Below are 26357 nucleotides of genomic sequence, written 5' to 3' on the forward strand. Positions count from 1 at the left end.
ACATGGCGCAAGGGTCCATCCTACCAGCGGTGGGCTCCTGCGCCCTACTCGTGAGCACCGACCCCGACCCCCGGCCCTCAGGTCTCGCTTCGTCGGACGTCCTTCGGTTCGCCGGAAACCCGGCGCAACGACCGGGACGCGACGTAGCGAGCGGCCACCAGGCCCACGCCCACTCCCACCAGGTCCGCGACGACGTCCCACGGGTCACCGGACCGGTGCGGCAGCAGCGTCCACTGGATGAGCTCGCTCACCGGAGCATGCAGGGCGACGAGCACGACCACCGGCCACTTCGGAAGACCGGCCACCAGGGCCAGGAGGACCGGCAACGCGAAGACGGAACAGTGCACGAGCTTGTCGAAGCTGGGGAACGGCGCCACCCCTCCGCCCGAGGGCGAGTACAGGACGACGAGCTGGACGACCAGTGCAGCCGCAGCAGGCACCAGGCGCCAGCGACGCGACCGGTCCGCGGTCACGCCAGGGTTTCGGCGGTCTGCGAGATCGGCGTCTGGGGCGCGGTTCCGCCGGCCGTGAGCGCAGCCGCGGAAACGGCGGCGGCGACGACCTCGGCGACGTCGGGGTGGAACACGCTGGGGATGATGTAGGTCGCGTTGCGCTCGTCCTCCTTGACGACGGCCGCCAGCGCGTCGGCGGCCGCGAGGAGGACCTCGGGCGTGAGCATCTTGGAGCCGGAGTCGAGCAGCCCGCGGAAGACGCCGGGGAACACGAGCACGTTGTTGATCTGGTTGGCGAAGTCGGACCGGCCGGTGGCCACGACGGCGGCGTGCTTCGACGCCTCGACCGGGTCGACCTCGGGCGTGGGGTTGGCCAACGCGAAGACGACCGCGTCCTCGCCCATCGTCGCGATGTCGTCGCCGGTGAGGATGTTCGGTGCCGAGACACCGAGGAAGACGTCGGCTCCCACCAGGGCCTCCCTCAACGTCCCCGAGAGCCCCTCGGGGTTGGTGTGCTCGGCGATCCACGTCTGGTTCGGGTGCTCCCCCGAGAGGACGTCCTCGCGGTCACGGTCGATGACTCCGTACATGTCGGCGACGACGACGTTGCGCGCACCGGCATACAGGAGGAGCTTGAGGATGGCCGTGCCGGCGGCACCGGCACCGCTCATGACGAGCTTGACGTCGGCGAGGTCCTTGCCCACCACCGCGAGCGCGTTGCGCATCGCCGCCACGCAGACGATGGCCGTCCCGTGCTGGTCGTCGTGGAAGACCGGGATGTCGAGCTCGGCGCGCAGCCGGGCCTCGATCTCGAAGCAGCGGGGCGCCGAGATGTCCTCGAGGTTGATCCCCGCGAAGACCGGCGAGATCGCCTTGACCGCGGTGATGATCTCCTCGGTGTCCGTGGTGTCGAGGCAGATGGGGAAGGCGTCGATGTCGGCGAACCGCTTGAACAGGGCCGCCTTGCCCTCCATGACGGGCAGTGCCGCGAGGGGGCCGATGTCGCCCAGGCCGAGCACGGCGGTGCCGTCGGTGACCACGGCGACGGTGTTGCGCTTGATCGTGAGGCGCCGGGCGTCCTCGGGGTTCTCCGCGATCGCGAGGCAGACCCGCGCGACACCGGGGGTGTAGATGAGGGACAGGTCGTCACGGTTGCGGATCGGCACCTTGGACTCGATGCTCAGCTTGCCGCCCAGGTGCATGAGGAAGGTGCGGTCCGAGACCTTGCCGATCTCGATGCCCTCGACCGTGCGCATCCGCTGGACGATCTCGTCGGCGTGCTCGGGGTCGCGGGTCATGAGCGTCACGTCGATGCGCACCTGCTCGTGCCCCGACGCGGTGACGTCGAGGCCGGTGACCACTCCCCCGGCTTCCTCGACGACGCTGGTGAGCTCACTGACGGCCGTGGCACGAGCCGGGACGACGAGGCGGACGGTGACGGAGTTCGCGGCGGAGGGAAGGGCGACCATGCGGACGATTCAACCGCTTACTCGTGAGTTCGACGCAATCGACCCTCACAGAGGGGCCGCCGTCGTCCCTCATCGCCCTGCCGGGACGCAGACCTACAGTGGCCCCCATGACCGACCACGTCGAAGTCACCGGCCATGGAACCCACCACGTCCCGCCCGATCTCGTCGTGGTGCGGGCCCGCGTCCAGTGCGAGGCTCGCGAGGTCGCGACGGCGCTGACGGAGTCCTCGAACCGCACCACCGCGGCGCTGCAGGCAGCGGCCGACCACGGCGTCGAGGCCCGTGACCGGCGCACCGACGACGTCGGCCTCCACCCGCGGCACGACCAGGACGGGCGTGAGGTCATCGGCTACACCGCCCACCAGTCCTTCCGGCTCATCGTCCGGGACCGCGACCGCGTCGGCGCCCTCCTCCAGGCCCTGGCGGGGGCAGCCGGTGACGCCCTCGCCGTCGACGGCATCGAGCTGGGCGCCGAGCCGACCGAGGAGGCGCTGGTCGCTGCCCGCGACGCGGCCTTCGGGGATGCTCGTGCTCGCGCGAGCCAGTTCGCCCGCCTCGCCGGTGCGCAGCTCGGCAAGGTCGTGCACATCCACGAGGGCGGTTCCGACGAGCACCTGCCGCGACCGATGATGGCGCGGTCGGCCGACGTCGCCGCCTGGATGCCGGTCGAGGGCGGCACCCAGGCGATCTCGACGACGGTCACCGTGCGGTGGGAGCTGACGTGAGCTGGACCGACGCCCTCGGCTGGTTCGGGTCGGCCCTGCTCGCCTTCTCGCTCCTGCAGGCCCGGATCCTGCGGTTGCGCGTGCTCAACACGGTGGCCTGCCTCATCCTCGTGGTCTTCAACGCGCTGGTTGGCGTCTGGCCGATGGTCGCGATGAACGTGGTGCTGGCTGCGGTCAACCTCTGGTTCATCGCGAAGATGCTGCGCGAGCGCAGCGACGAGAACGCCTTCACTGTCATCGAGGTCGAGGAGGACGATGCCTACCTGCAGCACTTCCTCGAGGTCCAGCGCGCCGACATCGCGACGTTCAACCCCGGGTTCGGCGGGGTGGCGGAGTCCTCGGAGCGTTTCGCCTACCTCGTCCTGCACGGCAACGAGACCGTCGGCGTGGTCGCCGTGCGCGACACCGGCGATGGTGTCGGGCAGGTCGAGCTCGACTACGTCACCGAGCGCTACCGCGACTTCACGCCGGGCGAGTTCGTGTGGCGGCGCAGCGGCCTGTTCGTCGGCCACGGCTGGCGCACGATCCGCACGCCGGCCGGCATGGTCGGCGCCTACTACGAGAAGCTCGGATTCCGGCGGGACGGCGACGCGTGGACGCTGGACCTCGCTGGCGTCACCCAGCCGCCGGACCGTCTCGACGACGTCGAGCCAAGGTGATCCTCAGCCGGTGACCGGTGATGACGGTCGCCAGCCAGCCCAGTCCGATGGCCCAGCCGGCGACGACATCGGTGAACCAGTGATGGCCCAGGAAGACCCTGGAGAGCCCCATGGCGGCGATGAGGACGGTTGCGACGGCGATGGTGACGGCTCGCCACCGCTTCTTGCGCAGCCAGATGACGAGCAGGTATGCCGTGAGCCCCAGGACCACGGTCGCGTTCAGCGTGTGCCCCGACGGGAAGCTGGCGGAGCTCTCGAAGGGTGGCACCGCGAGCGCCCGAGGCGGACGCGTCCTGGCGGTGAGGTCCTTGCCGGTCACGGTGATGAGGAGCGAACCGGCGCTCGCGATGGCCATGAGGACGAGGGGCATCCACCTGCGCCACGACAGTGAGAGACCGACGGCCACGACGAGCGCGAGGATCGGCATGCCCACAGGACCACCGATGTTGGTGAAGTCGGTGGCGAGTCGGTCCGCGAGCGGCGTGCGCATCCGGACCGCTGCGTCGAGCACGGGCTGGTCGATGACGGAGATCCCGTCCCTGTCGACGACGTTCTCGTAGACCTCGGCCGAACCAGCCGTGAGGGCGGCCACGACGCCCAGCCCGATGACGACGGTGAGGACGAGGGCGATGTTGGCGGAGGACCAGCGCAGCGCACGGCCGACGAGCACGGAGACGTGGGCGAGCCAGCCTGCGACGAGCCGGCCGGGGGCACTGCGCCAGTGGGCGAGGTCGCGGTCACCGATCCGCTCGTCCTTGGGCGGCGAGGTGCGCTGGGGCTCTGCTGACGGCATACGAGATCGTCACACATCTGGACGCACGAACACCCGGCGCGGTCAGCGCAAGCCGACCGGCCGGGTGTGGGTGCAGGTGGGATGACCACGGTGGTGGAGGTGGCGGGAATCGAACCCGCGTCCACTGACGGGAAACCAAGACTTCTCCGGGTGCAGTGCGCTGTGGATTTTTCTCGGCCCCAGGGCTCGCGCGCACACGTTCCCTGACAGGCCCAGTCGGATTGAGTCCCACGCCACCCCCCGACAGGAGCGACGCAGCCAGTTCTCTAGATGGCGCCAGGCACTGAGTCGAGATCTAGCTCAGGCTGACGGACTTCGAAGCTCGCTCAGGCGGCGAGGGCGAAGTCGGTGCGCTTGTTGTCGGCACCTATTGGTTTGCACAGATCGTTAACGAGATAACTGTGCATCCTCGACCCGCTTCCCTTGATCTGCCGATCAATGTCGAAACCGATCACCCCCCTGAGGGGGCTCATCCCACGCTGTTGAGTTGTGTCAGCAACTGTACCCGTCAACGCGCGGCGGCCTCGAATCATTTCCCGCAGGCCCGCCGCGCGAGGCGGTTCAGCCCACAGCGGCAGCAAGCGCCTGCGTCAGGGACGTCGTGGGACGGCCCAGCAGGCGTGACAGGTCTCCGGAGTCGACGAACAGCTGACCGTGCTTGAGTCCGTCGTCACTCATGGCCAGGGCCTGTGCGTAGCCCTGCGGCAGGCCGGCGTCGACCAGGGCGGCGGCGTAGTCCGGCACGGACAGGTCGCGATAGGTGACCTCGGTGCCCGACTGCTGCGAGAGGGCTGAGGCGTACTCGCCGAGGGTGAAGGCCTCGTCGCCGCCGAGCTCGTAGACACGTCCGGACTGCTCGTCCCCGGTGATGACTGCCGCAGCCGCCTGCGCGAAGTCGGCACGCGCAGCCGCACTCACGCGACCCTCGGCCGCTGCTCCGAGGACGACCCCGTGCTCGAGCTGCACGGGGACCTGGGCGGTGTAGTTCTCGAGGTACCAGGAGTTGCGCAGGAGTGCGTGCGGCAGGCCCGACTCGGCGAGCGCCTTCTCGGTGGCGATGTGCTCGGCAGCCAGCGCGAGGGAGGAGGTGTCGGCACGCACGATGCTCGTGTAGGCGACGAGCTCGACGTCTGCACGGACGGCGGCATCGATGACGTTCTGGTGCTGGACGCCGCGCTGACCGACCTCGCTGCCGGAGATGAACAGGAGCCGGTCCACGCCTGCGAGGGCTGCGTCGAGGGAGGCCGGGTCGCCGTAGTCCCCGACGCGCACCACGACACCACGCGCAGCGAGGTCGGATGCCTTGGCCGAGTCCCGCACGAGCGCGACGACGTCACCGGGCTCCACGCCGCGGGTGAGGAGGGAGTCGATGGCGAGGCGACCGAGCTGGCCGGTGGCGCCGGTGACGAGGATCGTGCTCATGGGGCAAGGCCTTTCGAGGTGGGAGCTGAGGTGCTGACACCGGAGGAAACGAGCTGATCGTCGGCATGCTTCCCAAAAGTTAGTACCCACTTTGAAGTAAGGTACGTACATGGCGGTAAGCAACCCACTGCGGACGTTCTTCCCCGACCGCGTGTTCGCGGCGGGCTGCCCGAGCCGGACCGTGCTCGACCACGTCATGAGCAAGTGGGGGCTGCTCGTCCTGCTGGCCCTCGGGGACGGTGAGCCCCTGCGTTGGAGCGAGCTGCGCCGGCGTGCAGAGGGGGTGAGCGAGAAGATGCTCGCCCAGACCTTGCGCACCCTCGTGGCCGATGGCTTCGTGGTCCGCGACGCTCGCCCGGTCGTCCCACCGCATGTCGAGTACTCGCTCACCCCCCGCGGGCTCGAGCTCGCTGCCCTGCTCAACCCGCTCATGGTGTGGGTCGTGGAGAACGCCCCCGACATCCTCGAGGACGCCGCCGCCTCATAGGGCCGCGACCGGCCGTGTCCGTCGCCGGTGCCGCCCAGGACGTGCACGCGTCCGGAGTGTGGTCCACCCGTCTCACGTCGTGGGCCGACACTAGTCTTGCAGCACGCATTTTCGACCCCAGCTGGAGGTATGCCGTGTTCCGCAAGGTCCTCGTCGCCAACCGGGGCGAGATCGCCGTCCGGGCGTTCCGCGCCGCCACCGAGCTCGGCGCCAAGACCGTCGCGGTCTTCCCCCACGAGGACCGCAACTCCGAGCACCGGCTCAAGGCTGACGAGTCCTACCAGATCGGCGAGGAGGGCCACCCCGTGCGGGCCTACCTCGACCACGAGAACATCGTGCGCGTCGCGGTCGAGTGCGGGGCGGACGCGGTCTACCCGGGCTACGGCTTCCTCTCCGAGAACCCGCTGCTGGCCGAGGAGTGCGCGGCCCACGGCATCACCTTCATCGGTCCACCGGCCAAGGTCCTGCACCTGACCGGCAACAAGTCCAAGGCCATCGCGGCCGCGCGTGAGGCCGGTCTGCCCACACTGCGCGGGTCCGAGGCGGGCACCGACCTCGACGCCCTCGAGCGGGCGGCGACGGACATCGGCTTCCCCTGCTTCGTCAAGGCGGTCTCTGGCGGCGGTGGGCGAGGCATGCGCCGGGTGGAGCGGCCCGAGCAGCTGCGCGAGGCACTCGAGGCGGCGCAGCGCGAGGCCGACGCGGCCTTCGGCGACCCCACGCTCTACATCGAGGAAGCCGTCGTCGACCCGCGCCACATCGAGGTGCAGATCCTCGCTGACGGCACGGGCACCCGCGAGGAGGACAGCGGCGGCGTGCTGCACCTGTTCGAGCGCGACTGCTCCGTGCAGCGCCGCCACCAGAAGGTCGTCGAGATCGCGCCGGCCCCCAACCTCGACCCGGCGACCCGTGAGCAGATGTGCGCCGATGCCGTGCGCTTCGCCCGCGAGATCGGCTACGTCAACGCCGGCACCGTCGAGTTCCTCCTGGGCAAGGACGGCCGCTACGTCTTCATCGAGATGAACCCGCGCATCCAGGTCGAGCACACGGTCACCGAGGAGGTCACCGACGTCGACCTGGTGGTCTCCCAGATGCGCATCGCCTCGGGTGAGACCTTCGAGGACCTCGACCTGCGCCAGTCCGAGATCGTCCTGCGCGGGGCTGCCCTGCAGTGCCGGATCACCACCGAGGACCCCGCCAACGGCTTCCGGCCGGACGCCGGGACGATCACGGTCTATCGCTCGGCCGGCGGTGGCGGTGTGCGCCTCGACGGTGGCACGGTCTTCGTCGGCGCCAAAGTTTCCGCCCACTTCGACTCGATGCTCGTCAAGCTCACCTGCCGCGGACGCAGCTTTCCCGTCGCGGTCCGCCGGGCGCGAAGGGCCTTGGCAGAGTTCCGGATCCGCGGAGTGTCCACCAACATCCGCTTCCTCGAGGGCGTCCTCGCCGACCCGGTGTTCCAGGCGGGCGAGGCGACGACCTCGTTCATCGACGAGCGACCCGAGCTGCTCACCGCGCGCACCCCGGCCGACCGCGGGACCAAGCTCCTCACCTACCTCGCCGACGTGACCGTCAACCAGCCGCACGGCGCCGCGCGCACGACGCTCAAGCCGCGCAGCAAGCTGCCCACCCTCGACCTCGAGGCTCCCCTGCCGCCTGGTTCGCGCGACCTCCTGCAGCGCGTCGGCCCGGCAGGGTTCGCGAGCCGGCTGCGAGCGCGCACGGAGGTGGCGGTCACCGACACGACGTTCCGTGACGCCCACCAGTCCCTGCTCGCCACGCGCATGCGCACCCGCGACCTGCTCCACGTCGCCGGGCACGTCTCCCGCCTCACCCCCGAGCTGCTCTCGATGGAGGCCTGGGGAGGGGCAACCTACGACGTGGGCCTGCGCTTCCTCAGCGAGGACCCCTGGGAACGGCTCTCGCTGCTGCGCGAGGCGATGCCCAACATCCCGCTGCAGATGCTGCTGCGCGGGCGCAACACGGTGGGCTACACGCCCTACCCCACCAAGGTGACCGACGCGTTCGTCCACGAGGCGGCCCGCTCGGGCCTGGACATCTTCCGCATCTTCGACTCGCTCAACGATGTGGACCAGATGCGACCGGCCGTCGAGGCGGTCCTCGCCACCGACACGTCCGTCGCCGAGGTCGCCCTCTGCTACACCGGCAACCTCAGCGACCCCGGCGAGAAGCTCTACACGCTCGACTACTACCTGCGCCTCGCCGAGCAGATCGTTGGCACCGGCGCCCACGTCCTCGCCATCAAGGACATGGCCGGGTTGCTGCGCGCCCCCGCGGCTCGCACGCTGGTCAGTGCCCTGCGCGAGCGCTTCGACCTGCCCGTGCACCTCCACACGCACGACACGGCGGGCGGCCAGATCGGCACCCTGCTCGCAGCGATCGACGCCGGCGTCGACGCCGTCGATGCCGCGTGCGCCGCGATGGCGGGCACCACGAGCCAGCCCTCCCTGTCGGCCCTGGTCGCCGCAACCGACGGGACGCCGCGCCCGACGGGCCTGGACATCGACAAGGTCTTCGCGCTCGAGCCCTACTGGGAGGCGGTGCGTCAGGTCTATGCGCCCTTCGAGTCGGGCCTGCCCTCCCCCACCGGACGCGTGTACTTCCACGAGATCCCGGGCGGCCAGCTCTCGAACCTGCGCCAGCAGGCGATCGCTCTCGGGCTCGGGAACCGCTTCGAGGACATCGAGAACATGTATGCCGCCGCCAACCGGATCCTGGGCAACCTCGTCAAGGTCACCCCGAGCAGCAAGGTGGTGGGGGACCTCGCCCTGGCACTGGTGGGGGTCGGCGCGGACCCGGACGACTTCGAGGAGAACCCCACGAAGTACGACATCCCCGACTCGGTCATCGGCTTCCTCGAGGGCGAGCTGGGCGATCCGCCCGGCGGCTGGCCCGAGCCGTTCCGCACCAAGGCCCTGCAGGGCCGCCGGCGCAAGCCACGCGTCACCGCACTCTCGCCCGAGCAGGAGCAGGCCCTCGACACCGACCCCCGCGCGACGCTCAACCAGCTCCTCTTCCCAGGTCCCACCAAGGACTACCTCTCGTCCACCGAACGCTACGGCGACCTGTCGGTCTTGGGCACCGTCGAGTTCCTCCACGGCCTGGAGCAGGGACGCGAGTACGAGGTCGAGATCGAGGCGGGCAAACGGCTCCTGCTCGGCATCTCGTCCATCGGTGACGCCGATGCCAAGGGAATGCGCACCGTCATGTGCACCCTCAACGGTCAGTTCCGCCCGATCACGGTGAGGGACAGCGCTGTTCAGGTGGACGTCAAGGCCGCTGAGAAGGCAGACCCGGGCAACGCGATGCACGTGCCAGCACCCTTCGCGGGAGTCGTCACTCCTGCGGTCGCGGAGGGTGACACGGTCGAGGCCGGTGCCGTCGTGGCCACCATCGAGGCCATGAAGATGGAGGCCAGCATCACCGCTCCGAGCGCCGGCGCCGTCGAGCGCCTCGCCATCGGTGGTCACCAACAGGTCGAGGGCGGAGACCTCCTTCTCGTCCTCAAGGGGTTAGCCTGAAAGGGCACCGAGGCGTCAAGAGGCGGCGTCACTGCAACGGTGCAGATCACTATCCGCCCGACCAAGGAGACTCACCATGGGTATCGGAGACAAGATCGACAACATGACCGACGACGCTTCCGGCAAGGCCAAGGAAGCGACCGGCAAGGCGACGGATGACGAGGGCCTGGAGGCCGAAGGTCGCGCCGACCAGTCGAAGGCCGACATCAAGCAGGCTGGCGAGAAGGTCAAGGACGCGTTCAAGAACTGACTCGCTCCACGACACACGCGAAGGCCGGTCCTCCTCACGGAGGGCCGGCCTTCGTCTGTCGCCCGGGACTCAGCCCGGCGCCCGGTCTCAGCCCAGGGCGTCGAGCAGCGCCTTGGTGAAGGCGGGGATGTCATCGGGGTTGCGGCTGGTGATGAGGTTGCCGTCGACGACGACCTCCTCGTCCTGCCAGGTGCCACCTGCGTTGCGGATGTCGGTCTGCAGGCTGGGCCACGATGCGAGGGTGCGACCCTGCAGGACGTCCGCCTCGACGAGCGTCCACGGTGCGTGGCAGATGGCCGCCACGGGCTTGCCCGACTCGACGAACGCCTTGACGAAGGCCACCGCGTCGGCGTCCATGCGCAGCGCGTCCGGGTTGGCGACGCCACCCGGGAGGACCAGGGCGTCGTAGTCGTCGACCGAGGCGTCCTTGACGACTCCGTCGACGGGGCGGGTCTCGGCCTTGTCGAGGTGGTCGAAGGTCTGGACGGTGCCCGGCTCGGTGCTGAGGAGCGAGGCGGAGTGCCCTGCCCCGGTGACCGAGTCCCAGGGGTCGGTCAGCTCGACCCGCTCGATGCCTTCGGTTGCGGTGAGGAATGCGATCTTCTTGGTCATGAGGTCCACACCATCACACCCGTCCAACCCCTCGCCACCCCCCATCGGGTGAGGCTCGCGATGCGTGCGTCCGCGACGAAGAAGCAACCGAACGAGCGTCGTGAGTGTCGCCATGCATGCGTGCCCGACGAACGAACAGCCGAATGTGTGTCGTGAGTATCGCCATGCGTGCGTGCCCGATGCACGAACAGCGGAAAGTGTGTCGTGAGTGTCGCCATGCGTGCGTTTGCGACGAAGGAGCAACTGAGCGCGCATGGCGACACTCCCGACACCACGACGCGTCACGACACCCCACGACACCACAGGCACCCGACCGAGCTGGGCAGCGACCGGTCACCTACCAGGAGCCGCCGCCACCTCCCCCGCCACCACCTCCGGAGAACCCCCCGCCTCCGGAGAAGCCACCACCACCCAGTCCCGAGCCGCCGGACGACCCGGGCGTCGACACGAACGTTCCGGCCGCCTGGGTGGAGAAGGAGTCCATGCTCGAGGCGACGTAGCCGAAGTTCCACCCCGTCACCGGCCCGGCGTACCAGAGCGGCGCGGCAATGACGTGGCCCGCAGCGGCCGCGGCCGCGGCGACGTCCTCGAAGACCTTGGCCCAGCGGTCGGCCAGACCGAAGACGATGGCGTAGGGCAGGAACTTCGAGAAGATGTCCTGCGCCTCCTCCCACCTGATCTGGTTGGCCTCGGCCGTCGCGATGTAGCGCTCGAAGCCCTGCGACTGTGCGAAGACGGCACTGCCCTCGGCCGTCCTGGCAGCCATTCGGCGCCCCAGGGCCTTGACGATGAAGCCCGCGACGATGAGGCCGATGCCGAAGACCCAGCCCATGGCGCTCAGACGTGGACCCCCGAGGCCGCCGAGGGCGCTCGAGAGGAAGAACAGGGAGAGACCACCGAGGACGAGAAGGACGGTCCCGAGGCCGCTCCATGCAGCGCGCTGGGCATCCGGCGAGCGGCGGAACCAGTGGCGCTGCACGGCTTCGGTGTACATCATTCCCTGCACCGTCGCCAGGGTGCTGGCGAACGAGTTCTTCAGCGCCGACAGGCGGGTCTCGTCGCCGGAGGCGAAGACCCCGTCGAGCAGTCGCTGCTCATAGGCGGCGAGGGCGGCCGCCCCGGAGGGCGGGGTGGTCCGTCGCAGGATCCAGTCGTCACTGCGGAAGCGTCCCTTCTCCTCGGCAGTGAGGGTGAGGTGGCCGCGGACCGCGAGGTCGATGAGGGTGGCGGTGACGTCGACGACGTCGGCGCGCTCGTCGATGATCGTGCCGACCATGCCCGGCTGCACCCCGGCCGGAGGCGTGAACTGCACCGCGATGGTGGGGGCCGAGCCGCGCACGACCGGCGCGCTCTCCCCCGCACCGGGGGTGAGGCCCGGAGTGAGCCCGGCATAGACCTCGTCGCGGCCCCTGGTCCACACGAGCAGCCCCATGAGCCCGCCGGCGAGCAAGGGGATGAGCACGCCGCCACCGAGCAGCGCGGCTCCGAGGTACTTCTGCTGGTCGTTGCTCAACGAGGGCCCGGGGTCGTAGCCGCCGCCGTAGCCGCCATCGCTCCCGGACTCGCGCAGGTCGGGCGTCAGGTCCCCGAAGGCCGTGCGCGGCCAGGAGACGACGATCGTCGCCCCCTGCCCGGGCTCGATGTCGGGGATGGTGAACGAGGAGGTCGCGCCAGCCGTCCCGGTGCACGTGGTGTCCTCGTGCAGCACGCCGTAGTAGCAGGCGACCCGGGTGGCCGGCACGGGACCGGTGACGTCCGCCGTCACCTGGTGGTAGGCGTACTCGTTGGAGGGGTCGATGTGGTTGTAGTAGAGCTCTGCGGTGCCGTCGCCGACGTCGTTGATGACGTTGTCCAGCACGTACGACAGGACGTACTCCTGGACCCCTGACACGGTCTCGTCGGCGCTGCCGATCCGCACCTGCTCGTAGGCGCCGAAGTCCGAGATGTCCGTGTCGGTCGGTGCCCCGGTCGGCGAGGTGACCTCGACGTCGGAGAGCTCGTAGTGGCGGTACTGCGTCGTGGAGTCCTGGTAGCCGGCCCGCGTCTGGATCGTGCGATAGATGCCGTGGCGGTCCTCCCCGTCGGGGAAGTCCCAGCGGATGCGCTGGGTGACCTTCATCGACCCGTCGGGACGCACGGCATACAGGACGTTGAAGCTCGCGGCGTCGTCATCCATCGGCAGGAAGCCGACGAGCGAGGCCGGCGACGAGCCGGGCGGGCTCGCGAGAGCCGCACCGGCCGGCATGGCGAGGACCAGGGCCACCAGCACCCCCGCTCCCGCCACCCAGGAACGAAGCCGACCGGTCATGGACTACCCCCTGCTCGTACCGAGCGCGCGCTCGGTCTCACGACGATCCTGACGCTCACGCAGCGCGTGACGCTTGTCGTACTCCTTCTTGCCCTTGGCGATCGCGATCTCGACCTTGGCCCGCCCATCCTTGAAGTACAGCTGGAGGGGGACGATCGTGTGCCCGCTCTCGCGGGTCTTGTGCATGATGCGGTCGAGCTCCTTGCGGTTGAGCAGGAGCTTGCGACGGCGGCGCGGCGTGTGGTTGGTCCACGTGCCGGAGATGTACTCGGGGATGTGGACGCCCTCGAGCCAGAGCTCGTCACCGGTGAAGCTGGCCCACCCGTCGACGAGGGTCGCGCGGCCCATGCGCAGCGCCTTGACCTCGGTGCCCATGAGGACGAGCCCCGCCTCGAACGTGTCCTCGATGAGGTAGTCGTGCCGTGCCTTGCGGTTGCTGGCGATGAGCTTGCGCCCATCGTCGGGCTTGGCCTGCTTCTTCTTGGCTTGTGCCACGACGTCACCTCCTCGAGTGGGCTCCACAGGCTACGTCAACGTATGCCGGGTGCGCGCCCGGGTTCCCTGGCCCACCTGTCAGAGGTAGTTGCGCGGGTCGACGAACGTGCCGTCCTCGTAGACCTCGAAGTGGATGTGGCAGCCGTTGGAGGTGCCCGTGCTGCCCTCATAGCCCACGACGTCGCCTCGCGACACGTGTCCGCCGGTGACCCGCAGGCGCTCCATGTGGTTGTAGGTCGTCGTGAGGTTCACGCCGCCCATGACCCCATGGTCGATGACGACACGGTTGCCGTAGCCGGAGTGGTAGCCCGCCTCGATGATCTCGCCGCTCGCCGCAGCGTGGACCGGTGCACCACAGGGTGCGGCGTAGTCGCGTCCGCTGTGCAGGCGCCACACGTGGTCGATCGGGTGGAAGCGCATCCCGAACTCGGAGCTCACCCAACCCTCGGTGGTGGGTGCGCTCAGCGGACCGCCGGCGGGGGGCGGCGGGGCGGGTGGTGGTGGGGCGGGTGCCGGACGGCTGGGGGCGTCGGGACGGCTGGGGCGGCTGGCCTGGGCAGCCGCCGCGGCACGGGCGGCTGCCGCGGCCCGGGCACGGGCAGCTGCGGCCTCACGGGCGGCAGCACGGGCCGCGCGAGCCCGCGCGGCGGCCTTGGCGCGGGCGTTGGCAGCGGCCTTGATCTTGGCGCGCTTGAGGGCAGCCGCCGCGCGGGCCTTGATGACCTTGCTGAGGCGCGCGGACTCGCCCTGCATCTGGGCGAGGCTGGCCTTCTCCGCCTCGGACTGGGCCTTGACGGTGGCCGCCTGCGTGGCCTGCTGCGCGGCGAGGGCATCGAGCGCTGCCTTGGCGGCTGTCGCCCTGTCGCGCGCGGAGTTGGCAGCCGCGAGGGCCGCCTCGGCCTTCTTCTTGGCCTTCTGGGAGTCGGCGCGCAGCGCGGAGAGGTGGTCCTCCTGTGCCGTCTGGCTCGCCCTGGCCGTGGCCAGCGCGACCATCGACTGCCCCTGGATGTCCATGACCGTGCCGATGAGCGCGATCCGGTCGGCGAACTGCTGGGGGGTCGTCGACGTCATCGCCATGTCGAACTCGCCGAAGCCCTGCTCCTGGTAGATCTGCGCAGCGAACTGGGCGACCTCGCTGCGGCTCTCGCGGATCTGCTTGCTGGTCGTGGCGAGCTCGTCCTCGGCCTTGGTCTCGTTGGCCTGCGAGACCTCGAGCTCCTGCGCGGCCATCGCGTTGGCCGTCTCGGCTCGGGTCGCGGCCGAACGCGCCTGGGCCAGCGCGGCCTGGGCACCGGGCAGCTTGCCCTGGGTCGTCTTCAGCGCGATGTAGGCGTTCGCGAGGGACGCGTTGGTCTCGTGCAGGTCCTCGCGCAGCTGGTCGATCTGGGAGTCGACCTTGCGCTTCTGCTGGTGTGGGTCAGGGTCTCGCCCCTGCAGGGCGGAAACCGGCGTCATCATCAGCGCCATGGAGCACGCGAGCGCCACGGAGACACCGGAGTACCGACGTACGGCAGCGGTTCGGGGCGCAGGGGTTCGCCACATAGACACCATTGGTAACACGAGTCACGTCCAAAGGGAACCGTTGGGGGCACATCCGAGCCAAATTGTTTCAGCCCGGGACCCCTGTCGCGGGCAGAATCGCCACGACACGCGCCACCCGGCAAGGAACACCTCAGACACGCAGGTACCGACGCAGGGTCACGACGCTCGTGAGCACGGCGATGACGATGACCCCGCCGAAGAGCCACGGCGTGAGCGCCCAGACGTCGTTGGCGCCGATGAGGGCCTTGTTGAGCACGACCTGGTTGAAGCCCAGGTTGAAGATCAGGCGCAGCCCGAGCCACAGCATGCCGACCGCCAGGCCGACGCCGAGGGTGGCGACGACGAGCATCTCGATGATGAACGGCATGCGGATCGTCCAGTTCGACGCACCCACCAACCTCATGATCCCGATCTCGCGTCGTCGGATGAACGCCGCCTGGCGAATCGTCGTCGCCATGAGCAACGCGGCACAGACAACCATGAGGCCCGCGAGGAAGACCGAGAAGACGGTGATCCAGTTGATGATCTGGAAGAAGCGTTTGAGGACCTTCTCCTGGTCCTGGACGCTGGCCACACCCGGTGCACGTTCGAACTGACTCGTGACGACCGCATACTTCGTCGGGTCACTGAGCTGCACGCGGAAGCTCTGCGGGATGTCGCCCTGCTGGACGTTGCCGGTGATCGGGCTGTTGCGGAACTGCTCCTTGAAGCGGGCGAACGCCTCGGCCTCGGACTCGTGAAAAACCTCCTTGACCTCGGGCATCGCCTTGAGCTGGTTCTCGATGCTCTCCTGCTGGGCCTCCGTCGCCGCCTGGCCCTGGCAGTTGGGCTGCAGCGAGGTGTCCGTGCACAGATAGATCGAGACCTGGATCCGGTCGTACCAGTAGCCCTTCATGGTGTCCGCCTGACGCTGGGCGAGCAGCCCCATGCCGAGCAGGAACATCGACACCATCGTCACGAGGATGACCGAGAGGGCCATGGAGAGGTTGCGGCGCAGGCCTGACCAGACCTCGCCGGCGATGAAGCCCGCCTTCACTTCTCTCCCTCCGGCGCGAGGTAGGTCGCGTCCTCGGCGTCACGCACGACGACCCCGTCCTCGAGCTGCACCACCCGGCGGCGCATCTCGTTGACCGTGTCGGCGTCGTGCGTGGCCATGACGACGGTCGTGCCGGAGCGGTTGATGCGGTCGAGCAGGTGCACGATGTCGAGGCTGATCTTGGGGTCGAGGTTGCCGGTGGGCTCGTCGCACAGCAGGATCTGCGGCTTGTTGACGACGGCGCGCGCGATCGCCACGCGCTGCTGTTCACCGCCCGAGAGCTGGTGCGGAAGCCGCTTGCCCTTGCCCTCGAGCCCCACCATCTCGAGTGTCTCGGGGACGAGCTGGCGGATGGCCGAGGTCGGCTTGCCGATGACCTGGAGGGCGAACGCGACGTTCTGGTCGACCGTCTTGCCGGGCAGGAGCCGGAAGTCCTGGAAGACCGCGCCGATTCCCCGCCGGAAGCGCGGCACCTTGCGGGCGGAGAGCCCGCTGAGGTCCTGGCCGGCCACGAGCACCGTGCCCGACGTCGCCTTCTCCTCGCGCAGGGCGAGGCGCAGCATCGTGGACTTGCCGGACCCGGACGGCCCGACGACGAAGACGAACTCGCCGCGCTCGACGTTGACGTTGACGTCGGTGAGCGCCGGGCGGGTCGACCTCGGATAGACCTTGGAGACGTTGTCGAAGCGAATCATGCGGTGGGGTCAGGCCTCACGGCTCGGGGGCAGGGTGCGAGTCGAGCATAGGTTCCGCTGCAGTGCGGTAGGCGCAACCCCCGCCGGAGCGGCGTGCCCGGCGACCCGGGCACATGAAGTTGCTTGACGCAACCAACGGGTGTTTAATAGTTGACATGGTCAAGCAACCGGGCGAAGGAGATGCCTTCGAGGAGTTCAGCTCCAGCCTCTTCCGGCTCACCCGCTCCCTGCGCTCGACCTCGCACCTGTGGGTGCAGCTGCCCGGCGGACTCAAGCGCACGGACATCGGCATCCTCACCGTGCTCGCCGACCACGGACAGTGCCGTCCGGGCTTCATCGCCGACCGCCTCAACGTCGGCGCCTCCGTCATCAGCCGACAGCTCGTCTCCCTCGTCGCCGACGGCATGGTCGTCCGCGACAAGGATCCGCAGGACGGCAGGGCCGAGCAGATCTCGCTGGCACCCGAGGGGCGGCTGCGACTTCACGCCCTGCGGGCGGCATACATCCGCGGTCTGCGGGAGCAGTTCACCGACTGGGACGAGACCAAGGCTCGCGACGCGGCGGCCCTGCTCCACGAGATCTCCGACCACATCATCCCGGCGCTCGGCGGCCACGAACGGCCCCTTCGAGACGACGCCACGACCTCCCAAGAGAGCACGGACAGTGACACCAAAGACAGCGCAAGCACCACCAGCGAAGACACCGAGGACACCCATGGCTGAGACCACGTTCAAGGAGCCCGACCTCAGCCACAAGGAGATCCTCGAGGTCCTCACCGGACTCCTCTCCATGCTCTTCGTGGCCCTGGTCAGCTCCACGATCGTCAGCACCGCACTGCCGACGATCATCGGCGACCTCAAGGGCAGCCAGACCTCCTACACGTGGGTCGTCACGGTGACCCTGCTGGCCATGACGGTCACCAGCCCCATCTGGTCCAAGCTGTCCGACCTCTTCGACAAGAAGATGCTCGTGCAGATCTCGGGCGTGATCTTCCTGCTCGGCGCGCTCGCGGCCGGCTTCGCCCAGAACGTGCCGCAGCTCCTCGTCGCGCGCGGACTCCAGGGCGTCGGCGTCGGCGGCCTCATGGCGCTCGCCCAGGCCATCATGGGCTCGATCATCCCGCCGCGTGAGCGCGGTCGTTACACGGGCTACATGGCGTCGGTCATGGCCGTCGCCACCGTCTCGGGCCCGCTTCTCGGTGGTCTGCTCGTGGACAGCGTCGGCTGGCGCTGGTGCTTCTGGGCGGCCGTGCCCATCTCCCTCGTCGGTCTCGGCATGCTCCAGAAGTTCCTGCACCTCGAGCACGTGCGGCGCGAGGTGAACATCGACTGGTGGGGTGCCATCCTCATCTCGGTCGCGGCCAGCCTTCCCCTCATCTGGGTCTCGTTCGCCGGCCGCAGCTACGCCTGGGCCTCGGTCGAGACCGCCTCGTTCCTGGTGCCCACGGCCCTGGCAGTGGCCGCCCTCATCTTCGTCGAGCGTCGGCACCCCGAGCCGCTCATCCCGGGCCGCATCCTCCTCGAGAAGACCACCTCACTGGCCATCATCGGCAGCATCGCCGTCGGCATCGCCCAGTTCGGCACCTCGGTCTTCCTCAGCCAGTTCTTCCAGGTCGCACAGGGCTTCTCGCCGACCCAGGCAGGTCTGCTCATGCTCCCCCTGATCTTCGGCAGCATGGTCGGCGCGACGGTGTCCGGCCTGCTCATCACCCGCACCGGTCGATGGAAGCCCTACATGCTCGGTGGTTCGCTCTCACTGATCCTGGGCCTGGGACTCATGGGGTTCACCGACCACACGACCCCCATCTGGCACCTGTCGATCTACATGATCCTCATGGGCCTGGGCCAGGGCATGTTGATGCAGAACCTCGTGCTCGTCGTGCAGAACACCGTCGACATCCGTGAGATCGGCACCGCCAGTGGTGTCGTCAGCTTCTTCCGCTCGCTCGGTGGCACCGTCGGCATCGCCGTGCTCGGCGCCATCCTCACCACCCGGGTCAGCGACCACATCGCCACAGGCCTGCAGGAGGCTCGCATCCCGGTGCCGCCGGGCAGCAGCGCGGGCGCCAACCTCGACCTGGACACGCTGCCCGCGCCCATCCTCGAGATCGTGCGCCACGCCTACGGTGACAGCACCGGCTACATCTTCGTCATCGCCGGCGCCGTCGCGGTCATCACGCTGGTCGCCGTCGCGCTCATGCCCCACACCGAGCTGCGCACCACCGTGGCCAAGCACGATGAGAAGGACCCGCTCGGCCTCGAGCAGCCCATCGACTGAAATCGCATCTGATGGCCCGTTGGGCCGCCTCCTCGCCTCGGTTCGCCGAATGCGGGACGGGCCCAACGGGCCATCAGTGGTTCAGGGTCAGTGCTTCACAGGGTGCAGGTGTTGAGCAGGTCACCCGAGGCCGGTCGCGCCACGGTGGCGTTCGCCGGTGGTGCGGTGCCGTCCTCCACCCAGGCGGTCAGGGCCTCGAACCCGGCACGCGCACAGGGCAGCATCGGGCGCAGCCTGTCCGGGAACGCCGGCACGAGCGCGTCGGTGTGCGTGCCATCCGCGATGCGGAAGGCGCGGTGCTGGGCGGCCCGGCCCTCGTCGGCGACGAGACCGGCATACACGTCCTGGTCGGTCGCGATCGGCAGCAGCGTGTCGAGGTCACCCTGCAGCGAGATGAGTGGCTTCGTGATGTTGCCGGTCAGCTCGACCGAGCGCATGGCCTCCTTGACCGAGTCGGGTCGGCTCGCGTAGTCGTAGTCGGCGTCGCACTGAGGCGTGCCGCTGGCGCAGTACGGCGTCCCCGCGTCGGTCGCCCCGTCGAACTCGGGGTCGAACTCCTCACGGTAGATGCGCTGGGTCAGGTCCCAGTAGACCGTCTCGTGGAACGGCCAGAGAAACTCGCTGCCCGGTGCGAAGCCGGCCGCGATCATCGCGTCGTGGGCAGCAGCGTCACCGGTCGCGGCATACGCGGGGTAGTTCTTGAGCGCGGTCGGGAGGTAGGTCAGCAGGTTGGGACCATCGGCGCGCAGGAGCGTGCCCTCCCAGTCGAGCCCGCCGTCATAGAGGTCGGGGCGGTTCTCGAGCTGCCACCGCACCAGGTAGCCACCGTTGGAGATGCCCGCCATCCACGTGCGCTGGGGCGCCTTGGCCCGCACCTGCTTGACCACCCGCTTGGCCGCGACCGTGAGCTCGGTGACGCGCGAGTTCCACTCGCGCACACTGCCGCCCGGCGCCGAGCCGTCGTCATAGAAGCGCAGCCCCATGTTGCCCTTGTCGGTGCTGGCGAAGGCGTAGCCCTGGGCGAGGACCCAGTCCGACCAGATGAAGTCGTTGGCGTACTGGCTGCGGTTGCCCGGCGCTCCGGTGACGACGAGGCCACCGTTCCAGCTGTCGGGGATGCGCAGGACGAACTGGCTGTCGTGGTTCCACCCGTTGTTGGTGTTCGCCGTCGAGGTGTCCGGGAAGTACCCGTCGACCTGTATGCCGGGAACTCCCGTCGGGTTGACCGTGCCGGGCGTGTGCAGACCGGCGAAGTCTGCCGCCTTGCTGTGTCCGGACGGCACCGTGCCGGCCGTCGTGAGGTCGTCGAGGCAGGCGACCTTCTGCATCTGTGCGCCGGGCACGTCGATCTTGGACTGGCGGGCGCAGTGGCCACCGCCCGGCTTGTCGGTGGACTTGTCGGCCGAGGCCGGCGGTGCGGCCGCCACGAGGGCGGCACTGGCGATCAGGGCGGTCAGGGCGGCAAGCGCCTTGCGAGGAGACGTCGTTGTCGGACTCATGGCGGTCAGCATGCTCGCGTCCGCCGTGGCGTCCCATGTGCCGAGGCCCCACTCCCCCGCGGCCCGGTGTGTGCCCGGGCCGGCGCAGTCCGAGGCGGCTCAACCGGTGGGGCTCAGCCGGGGACGGCTCAGCCGCGGGTGACCAGGAAGATGTCGCGCAGCGTGCGCGTCACGAGGTCGGCCGCTGCCTGCGCCTGTGCAGCAGGCAGGTAGGACGACTCGGCGACGTCATCGGGGAACCAGCGGCTCCAGATGCGGTCCTCGATGAGGTCGTGCCCGGGCCGGCGCCACCCCAGCGCGTCGACGCGTGCCTCCTCGTCCTCGGAGAGCAGGTAGTCACCGCCGAAGTTCTCGCTGCCGATGAGCTCGGCCACCGCGTGGTCCTCGTCGCGGCGCACGCGTGCCCAGGGCGAGGTGTCGTCGTGGTGGGCCGGGATGAGCCCGAACAACCGGCTCTGCCGGAGCATGTGCGGGCGCGTCAACGCGGGGACCGACACCACGATGTCGTCGTCCGGTGCGAGCATGCGTATCCGCAGGGCGAGATCCGCCGACCACGCCGACCAGTCCTCCGGTCCCTGGGCGGGGAGCTCCACGGCATACGTCATGGGGTTTCCTCAGTGTCGGTGTCCGGCAAGCCAGCTCACTCCGCGGCCTTGCGCTCGGCGATCTGCCAGCGGATGCCGGCCTCGATGAAGCCGTCGATGTCACCGTCGAAGACGGCGCTCGGGTTGCCCGTCTCGTAGTCGGTGCGCAGGTCCTTGACCATCTGGTAGGGGTTGAGGACGTAGGAGCGCATCTGGTCGCCCCAGCTCGCCTTGACGTCGCCGGCCATCTCCTTCTTGACCGCGGCCTCCTCGGCGCGCTTGAGGAGGAGCAGTCGCGACTGCATGACGCGCAGTGCGGCGGCGCGGTTCTGGATCTGCGACTTCTCGTTCTGCATCGACACCACGGTCCCGGTGGGGATGTGCGTCATGCGCACGGCGGAGTCCGTCGTGTTGACCGACTGGCCACCGGGGCCCGACGAGCGGAAGACGTCGATCTTGAGGTCGTTCTCGGGGATCTCGATGCTGTCGGTGCCCTCGATGAGGGGGATGACCTCGACGGCGACGAAGCTGGTCTGGCGGCGGCCCTGGTTGTCGAAGGGGCTGATCCGGACGAGACGGTGGGTGCCGCCCTCGACGGAGAGGTTGCCGAAGGCATAGGGCACGTTGACCTCGAAGGTCGCGGACTTGATGCCAGCCTCCTCGGCATAGGAGGTGTCCATGACCTTGGTCGGGTAGCCGTGGCGCTCGGCCCAGCGCAGGTACATGCGCATGAGCATCTCGGCGAAGTCCGCGGCGTCGACGCCACCGGCGCCGGCGCGGATGGTCACGACGGCGGAGCGCTCGTCCCACTCACCACTGAGCAGGGTGCGGACCTCGAGCTCGCCGACGGCCTTCCTGACCGCTCGCAGCTCCTTCTCGGCCTCTTCGAGGGTCTCGGCGTCGTTCTCCTCCTGGCCCATGTCCACGAGGGCCTCGAGGTCGTCGACGCGGGTGTCCATGCCCGTGACGCGCTCGTACTCGGACTTGGCGCGGGAGAGCGCGGAGGTGACGGCCTGCGCCTTCTCCTGGTCGTCCCACAGGTCGGGCGCGGCCGACTGCTCCTCGAGGTCGGCGATCGTCGCCTCGAGCGTGCTCAGGTCGGTGACCTCACGCACGGAGGTCATCGTCGCGCGCAGGTCCTTGATCTCTTGCTGGAAGTCGGTGGCCACGAGAGCCAAGACTACGTGCCCGTATGCCGTGAGCTCACCGCGCGCGTGCCGATGCCGCTGTGCACAAGTGCCAAGGCGGGCGACCCTCCCTGTCGGTCACCCGCCCTGACACGATCGTGGAGGGGCCGCTACCCCTTGAGGAGACCGCTGGTCGCGACCAGTGGTGTCAGTCGCACGGGTCCTCCCGACGGAAGAGGGATGGCCCTCGACTCATGGGATCGTCCCCTTCCGCGAGTCGCGCTGCGGCGACCTCGTTGTCGCCAGTCCTCGGCACAGCTCCTTGCCCTCTGAGTGTCACCCCTGCGGGGTGCCGATGACCTCACGAAACACCGGAATGACCACGATGTGGCGGGTCATTTTATACCCACCCGAAGGAGTTAGTCCCAAGGGGTCATGGGCCGATGGCGGAGGGCGGGTGGCCGGGGCCGGCCCCCACGCAGTCCACCGGAGGGAACGTGAAGGGTCCGGAGGGAAAGGTCCCCTCCGGACCCTGCACGTTCCCTCATGGGGAGCAAAAGTCGGGGCTCAGCGGGCGGCGGAGCCCTCGACGTAGTCGCTGTCGGTGTCGGACTTCACCCACGACATGAGCTTGCGCAGCTCCTTGCCCGTGGCCTCGATGGGGTGCTGGGCACCCTTCTCACGCAGTGCCTTGAACTCGGGGCCACCCTTGTCCTGGTCCTCGATGAAGCGCGTGGCGAACGCACCACTCTTGATGTCGGCCAGGACGGCCTGCATGTTCTCCTTGACCGACGGGTCGATGACGCGCGGGCCCGAGACGTAGTCGCCGTACTCGGCCGTGTCGGAGACCGACCAGCGCTGCTTGGCGATGCCGCCCTCGACCATGAGGTCGACGATGAGCTTGAGCTCGTGGAGCACCTCGAAGTAGGCGATCTCCGGCTGGTAGCCCGCCTCCGTGAGGGTCTCGAAGCCGTACATGACGAGCTGGCTCGCACCACCGCAGAGCACGGCCTGCTCACCGAAGAGGTCGGTCTCGCACTCCTCCGTGAACGTGGTCTTGATGCCGCCGGCACGCAGGCCACCGATGGCCTTGGCGTAGGACTTCGCGAGGTCCCAGGCGGTGCCGGACGCGTCCTGCTCGACAGCGAGGAGCACGGGGACGCCACGGCCGTCGACGTACTCGCGACGCACGAGGTGTCCGGGCCCCTTGGGGGCCACCATGATGACGTCGGAGCCCGGCTCGGGCTGGATGTAGTCGAAGCGGATGTTGAAGCCGTGACCGAAGAGCAGCGCCGCGCCCTCCTTGAGGTTCGGCTTGATCTGCTCGGCGTAGACGGTGCGCTGCACCTGGTCCGGCGTGAGGATGACCACGAGATCGGCGTCCTTGACCGCGTCGGCGACGCTCGAGACCGGTAGGCCCTCGGCCTCCGCCTTGGCGCGGCTCTTGGAACCCTCGGCGAGGCCGACGCGCACGTCGACTCCGCTGTCGCGGAGGCTGAGCGCGTGGGCGTGGCCCTGGCTGCCGTAGCCGATGACGGCAACCTTGCGCCCCTGGATGATCGACAGGTCGGCGTCGTCGTCGTAGAACATTTCAGCCATGGTTTCGCACTTCTCCTTGTGTGTATGCCGGGTGCAACGTGTCATTTGCGCACGTCACGCGTGTGGGTCAGGATCCGCGCAGTGCGGGTCGGGTGATGTGGCAGGTGGTCAGGCTCCGCGCAGCGCGCGGTCGGTGATGGAGCGGGGGCCGCGGCCGATGGCGACGATGCCCGACTGGACGAGCTCGCGCACGCCGTAGGGCTCGAGGACACCGAGCAGCGCGGTGAGCTTCTCACCGTGACCGGTGGCCTCGATCGTCACCGACTCGGTGGCGACGTCGACGACCTTGGCACGGAAGAGCTGGACGAGCTCGAGAACCTGGCTGCGCGTTGCCGCGTCGGCCCGGACCTTGATGAGCATGACCTGGCGCTGGACGGCCGAGGCCGCGTCGAGCTCGACGACCTTGAGCACCTCGACGAGCTTGTTGAGCTGCTTGGTCACCTGCTCGAGCGGGAGCCCTTCGACGTCGACGACGACGGTGATGCGGGAGATGTCGTTGTGCTCGGTCTCGCCCACGGCCAGTGAGTGGATGTTGAAGCCGCGGCGGGCGAAGAGGCCGGCGATGCGGGCCAGGACGCCGGGCTTGTTCTCGACGAGCACCGACAGGGTGTGCTGCGACATCAGTTGTCCTCACCTTCGCCGGGCTCGCCGGGAGCCTCGGCCTCGCTGTGGTCGGCGTCCTGGTCCTGCGGGAGTGCCTCGGACTCTTCCCGATCCCATTGCGGCGCAGTGTCCTTCGCAACCTGGATCATGTCGTTGCTCACGCCGGCCGCGACCATGGGCCACACCATCGCGTCGCGGTGGACGACGAAGTCGACGACGACCGGGCGGTCGTTGATCGCCATCGCCTGTCGGATCGTGTCGTCCACGTCCTCGGGGCGCTCGCACCGCAGTCCGGCGCAGCCGTAGGCGTCGGCGAGCTTGACGAAGTCGGGGATGCGCTGGCCGTCGGCCGAGGTGTGCAGGTCGGTGTTGGAGTAGCGCTTGTCATAGAAGAGCGACTGCCACTGGCGCACCATGCCCAGGCTGCTGTTGTTGATGACCGCAACCTTGATCGGGATGTTGTTGATGACGCAGGTGGCCAGCTCCTGGTTCGTCATCTGGAAGCAGCCGTCGCCGTCGATGGCCCACACCGTGCGGTCGGGCTCGCCGACCTGGGCACCCATGGCGGCGGGCACGGCATACCCCATCGTCCCGAGCCCACCGGAGTTGAGCCACGCCCGTGGACGTTCGTACTGCACGAACTGTGCCGCCCACATCTGGTGCTGGCCGACGCCGGCGACGTAGACCGCCTCGGGACCGGCGATGGCGCTGAGCCGCTCGATGACGTACTGCGGGGCCAGGCTCCCGCTCTCGGACTCGGAGTAGCCGAGGGGGAAGTCGCGCTTCCAGCCCTGGGTCCGCTCACGCCACGCGGCGTAGTCGCCACCGCGACCGGCGTCGATGTCGGTGTCGACCGAGGTGATGAGGTCGACGAGGACGTCCTTGCAGGAGCCGACGATCGGCACGTCGGCCTGACGGTTCTTGGAGATCTCGGCCGGGTCGATGTCAGCGTGGATGACCTTGGCCTCGGGGGCGAAGGACGACAGCTGGCCGGTGACGCGGTCGTCGAAGCGAGCGCCCAGGGTGATGAGCAGGTCGGACTTCTGCAGCGCGGTCACGGCGGCCACCGAGCCGTGCATGCCGGGCATGCCCAGGTGCAGCTCATGGCTGTCGGGCAGGGCGCCGCGGGCCATCAGGGTCGTCACGACGGGGATGCGGGTGAGCTCGACGAACTGGCGCAGCTCCTCGCTCGCGTCGGCGCGGATGACGCCGCCACCGACATAGAGCACCGGGCGCTCGGCGGCAGCGATGAGCCGAGTCGCCTCGCGGATCTGCTTGGCGTGCGGACGCGTCACCGGGTGGTAGCCGGGCAGGTCGATGCGCGGCGGCCAGGTGAAGGTCGTGCGGGCCTGCAGCGCGTCCTTGCTGATGTCGACGAGCACCGGACCGGGGCGGCCGGTCGCCGCGATGTGGAAGGCCTCGGCGAGCACGCGCGGGATCTGGGCGGGGTCGGTCACGAGGTAGTTGTGCTTCGTGATCGGCATCGTGATGCCGCGAATGTCGGCTTCCTGGAACGCATCCGTGCCGATCGAGGCACTCGCGACCTGGCCCGTGATGGCCACGATCGGCACCGAGTCCATGTGGGCGTCGGCAAGCGCCGTGACGAGGTTGGTCGCACCGGGCCCGGAGGTCGCCATGCAGACGCCGACCTTGCCGGTGGCCGAGGCGTAGCCCTCCGCCGCGTGCCCGGCACCCTGCTCGTGGCGGACGAGGATGTGGCGCACCTTGACCGAGTCGAGCAGCGGGTCGTAGGCCGGGAGGATCGCCCCGCCGGGGATGCCGAACACGGTGTCGACCTCGAGGGCCTCGAGCGAGAGTACGAGGCTCTGGGCTCCGGTCACCTCGTGGGGTGCCTTGGCTCGGGCCTGTTCGGCGAGCCGCGCCGGGGTGGGCGCTGCCTGGGTCTCGCTCACGTCGTCACCATCTTCAGTCGGGTCCTTGAGTTGGGGTCGGTTCTGCGGTGCTGCTGTGCCTGCTGCTCGTGCGTGGCCATAAAAAAACCCTCCCGTCCCACATGTACGGGGACGATGGAGGGAGGCGCCTGGCCGGACCTTCTAGGAGAGGCCGGGCGCCGGGGGAAGTACGAGAAGTCGGGACACACGAGAACTCTCTCCCTCCACCCCTGCTGTGTCAACGTGTGAGACGCCACATCCCACCATTCGGTCAAAGGGGGGGTGGCCA

The 26357-nt window shown here is 69.1% G+C and carries 23 protein-coding genes and 1 other RNA gene; 7 read left to right on the plus strand and 17 right to left on the minus strand.

Features of this window, described 5'->3' with window-relative positions:
- Positions 1–77: 77 nt before the first annotated feature.
- Both ASG74_RS01800 and ASG74_RS01805 read right to left on the minus strand, forming a co-directional pair.
- Positions 78–473: a hypothetical protein gene (locus tag ASG74_RS01800; protein ID WP_056138368.1), complete on the minus strand. Its 396-nt coding sequence runs from the start codon at positions 471–473 to the stop codon at positions 78–80.
- Positions 470–1921, minus strand: a complete 1452-nt coding sequence (locus tag ASG74_RS01805; RefSeq protein WP_056138369.1) for an NAD-dependent malic enzyme — start codon at positions 1919–1921, stop codon at positions 470–472. The genes ASG74_RS01800 and ASG74_RS01805 overlap by 4 nt, the downstream gene beginning before the upstream one ends.
- A gap of 107 nt (positions 1922–2028) precedes the next feature.
- Between ASG74_RS01805 and ASG74_RS01810 the strand changes: the two genes are divergently transcribed.
- Complete coding sequence (locus ASG74_RS01810) at positions 2029–2646, plus strand: SIMPL domain-containing protein (protein ID WP_056138371.1); 618 nt, start codon at positions 2029–2031, stop codon at positions 2644–2646.
- Positions 2643–3305, plus strand: a complete 663-nt coding sequence (locus tag ASG74_RS01815; protein WP_056138373.1) for a YgjV family protein — start codon at positions 2643–2645, stop codon at positions 3303–3305. Before ASG74_RS01810 ends, ASG74_RS01815 begins: the two co-directional genes overlap by 4 nt.
- On the opposite strand, the gene ASG74_RS01820 is transcribed toward ASG74_RS01815, so the two are convergent.
- The 3 genes from ASG74_RS01820 to ASG74_RS01825 all read right to left on the minus strand — a co-directional run bounded on the left by ASG74_RS01820 (position 3262) and on the right by ASG74_RS01825 (position 5520).
- Positions 3262–4098 (minus strand): phosphatase PAP2 family protein, encoded by an 837-nt coding sequence (locus ASG74_RS01820; RefSeq protein ID WP_056138375.1) that lies wholly within the window; start codon positions 4096–4098, stop codon positions 3262–3264. The two genes, ASG74_RS01815 and ASG74_RS01820, sit on opposite strands and share 44 nt — an antisense overlap.
- Before the next feature lie 91 nt (positions 4099–4189).
- Positions 4190–4557: a transfer-messenger RNA gene (gene ssrA / locus ASG74_RS16795) on the minus strand.
- Positions 4558–4659: 102 nt separating this feature from the next.
- A complete protein-coding gene (locus ASG74_RS01825) occupies positions 4660–5520 on the minus strand; it encodes an SDR family oxidoreductase (RefSeq protein WP_056138378.1) in 861 nt (286 codons plus the stop codon).
- Positions 5521–5629: 109 nt separating this feature from the next.
- Between ASG74_RS01825 and ASG74_RS01830 the strand changes: the two genes are divergently transcribed.
- The 3 genes from ASG74_RS01830 (at position 5630) to ASG74_RS01840 (ending at position 9799) form a co-directional block, all read left to right on the plus strand.
- Entirely contained in the window at positions 5630–6007 is a 378-nt protein-coding gene (locus ASG74_RS01830) for a winged helix-turn-helix transcriptional regulator (RefSeq protein ID WP_056138380.1), read from the plus strand.
- A 134-nt stretch (positions 6008–6141) separates the two neighbouring features.
- The gene (locus ASG74_RS01835; protein WP_056138382.1) at positions 6142–9549 is read left to right on the plus strand and encodes a pyruvate carboxylase; all 3408 of its coding nucleotides are present in this window, start codon (positions 6142–6144) and stop codon (positions 9547–9549) included.
- Positions 9550–9625: 76 nt separating this feature from the next.
- Positions 9626–9799, plus strand: coding sequence for a CsbD family protein (locus tag ASG74_RS01840; protein WP_056138384.1), 174 nt, complete (start codon positions 9626–9628; stop codon positions 9797–9799).
- 87 nt (positions 9800–9886) lie between these two features.
- Here ASG74_RS01840 and ASG74_RS01845 read toward each other — a convergent pair whose 3' ends face one another.
- The 6 genes from ASG74_RS01845 to ftsE all read right to left on the minus strand — a co-directional run bounded on the left by ASG74_RS01845 (position 9887) and on the right by ftsE (position 16487).
- Positions 9887–10411, minus strand: coding sequence for a type 1 glutamine amidotransferase domain-containing protein (locus ASG74_RS01845; RefSeq protein ID WP_056139537.1), 525 nt, complete (start codon positions 10409–10411; stop codon positions 9887–9889).
- A gap of 337 nt (positions 10412–10748) precedes the next feature.
- Positions 10749–12719 carry a DUF2207 domain-containing protein gene (locus tag ASG74_RS01850; RefSeq protein ID WP_235498763.1) on the minus strand — a complete coding sequence of 657 codons (1971 nt, stop codon included), beginning with the start codon at positions 12717–12719 and terminating at the stop codon, positions 10749–10751.
- 3 nt (positions 12720–12722) lie between these two features.
- Entirely contained in the window at positions 12723–13214 is a 492-nt protein-coding gene (gene smpB / locus ASG74_RS01855; protein WP_056138386.1) for an SsrA-binding protein SmpB, read from the minus strand.
- Between the two features lie 78 nt (positions 13215–13292).
- Positions 13293–14699, minus strand: coding sequence for a peptidoglycan DD-metalloendopeptidase family protein (locus ASG74_RS01860; RefSeq protein ID WP_056138389.1), 1407 nt, complete (start codon positions 14697–14699; stop codon positions 13293–13295).
- 187 nt (positions 14700–14886) lie between these two features.
- A complete protein-coding gene (gene ftsX / locus ASG74_RS01865) occupies positions 14887–15792 on the minus strand; it encodes a permease-like cell division protein FtsX (RefSeq protein WP_056138391.1) in 906 nt (301 codons plus the stop codon).
- Complete coding sequence (gene ftsE / locus ASG74_RS01870; RefSeq protein WP_056138393.1) at positions 15789–16487, minus strand: cell division ATP-binding protein FtsE; 699 nt, start codon at positions 16485–16487, stop codon at positions 15789–15791. Before ftsE ends, ftsX begins: the two co-directional genes overlap by 4 nt.
- Before the next feature lie 155 nt (positions 16488–16642).
- On the opposite strand from ftsE, the gene ASG74_RS01875 reads away from it, so the two are divergent.
- Positions 16643–17209 carry a MarR family winged helix-turn-helix transcriptional regulator gene (locus ASG74_RS01875; protein ID WP_056138395.1) on the plus strand — a complete coding sequence of 189 codons (567 nt, stop codon included), beginning with the start codon at positions 16643–16645 and terminating at the stop codon, positions 17207–17209.
- On the plus strand, positions 17202–18764 hold the full coding sequence (locus ASG74_RS01880) for an MDR family MFS transporter (protein WP_056138398.1): 1563 nt from the start codon (positions 17202–17204) through the stop codon (positions 18762–18764). The genes ASG74_RS01875 and ASG74_RS01880 overlap by 8 nt, the downstream gene beginning before the upstream one ends.
- Before the next feature lie 95 nt (positions 18765–18859).
- On the opposite strand, the gene ASG74_RS01885 is transcribed toward ASG74_RS01880, so the two are convergent.
- The 6 genes from ASG74_RS01885 to ASG74_RS01910 form a co-directional block, all read right to left on the minus strand.
- Complete coding sequence (locus ASG74_RS01885) at positions 18860–20263, minus strand: tannase/feruloyl esterase family alpha/beta hydrolase (protein ID WP_235498764.1); 1404 nt, start codon at positions 20261–20263, stop codon at positions 18860–18862.
- 128 nt (positions 20264–20391) lie between these two features.
- Positions 20392–20868, minus strand: a complete 477-nt coding sequence (locus ASG74_RS01890; RefSeq protein WP_056138400.1) for a TY-Chap domain-containing protein — start codon at positions 20866–20868, stop codon at positions 20392–20394.
- A 35-nt stretch (positions 20869–20903) separates the two neighbouring features.
- Complete coding sequence (gene prfB, locus ASG74_RS01895; RefSeq protein ID WP_056138402.1) at positions 20904–22016, minus strand: peptide chain release factor 2; 1113 nt, start codon at positions 22014–22016, stop codon at positions 20904–20906.
- Positions 22017–22541: 525 nt separating this feature from the next.
- Positions 22542–23618 (minus strand): ketol-acid reductoisomerase, encoded by a 1077-nt coding sequence (ilvC, locus tag ASG74_RS01900; RefSeq protein WP_156465244.1) that lies wholly within the window; start codon positions 23616–23618, stop codon positions 22542–22544.
- Positions 23619–23681: 63 nt separating this feature from the next.
- A complete protein-coding gene (gene ilvN, locus ASG74_RS01905; protein ID WP_056138406.1) occupies positions 23682–24194 on the minus strand; it encodes an acetolactate synthase small subunit in 513 nt (170 codons plus the stop codon).
- A complete protein-coding gene (locus ASG74_RS01910) occupies positions 24194–26089 on the minus strand; it encodes an acetolactate synthase large subunit (RefSeq protein WP_056138407.1) in 1896 nt (631 codons plus the stop codon). Before ASG74_RS01910 ends, ilvN begins: the two co-directional genes overlap by 1 nt.
- Positions 26090–26357 lie beyond the last annotated feature (268 nt).

The sequence above is a fragment of the Knoellia sp. Soil729 genome, from assembly GCF_001427985.1.
Lineage (GTDB): Bacteria > Actinomycetota > Actinomycetes > Actinomycetales > Dermatophilaceae > Knoellia.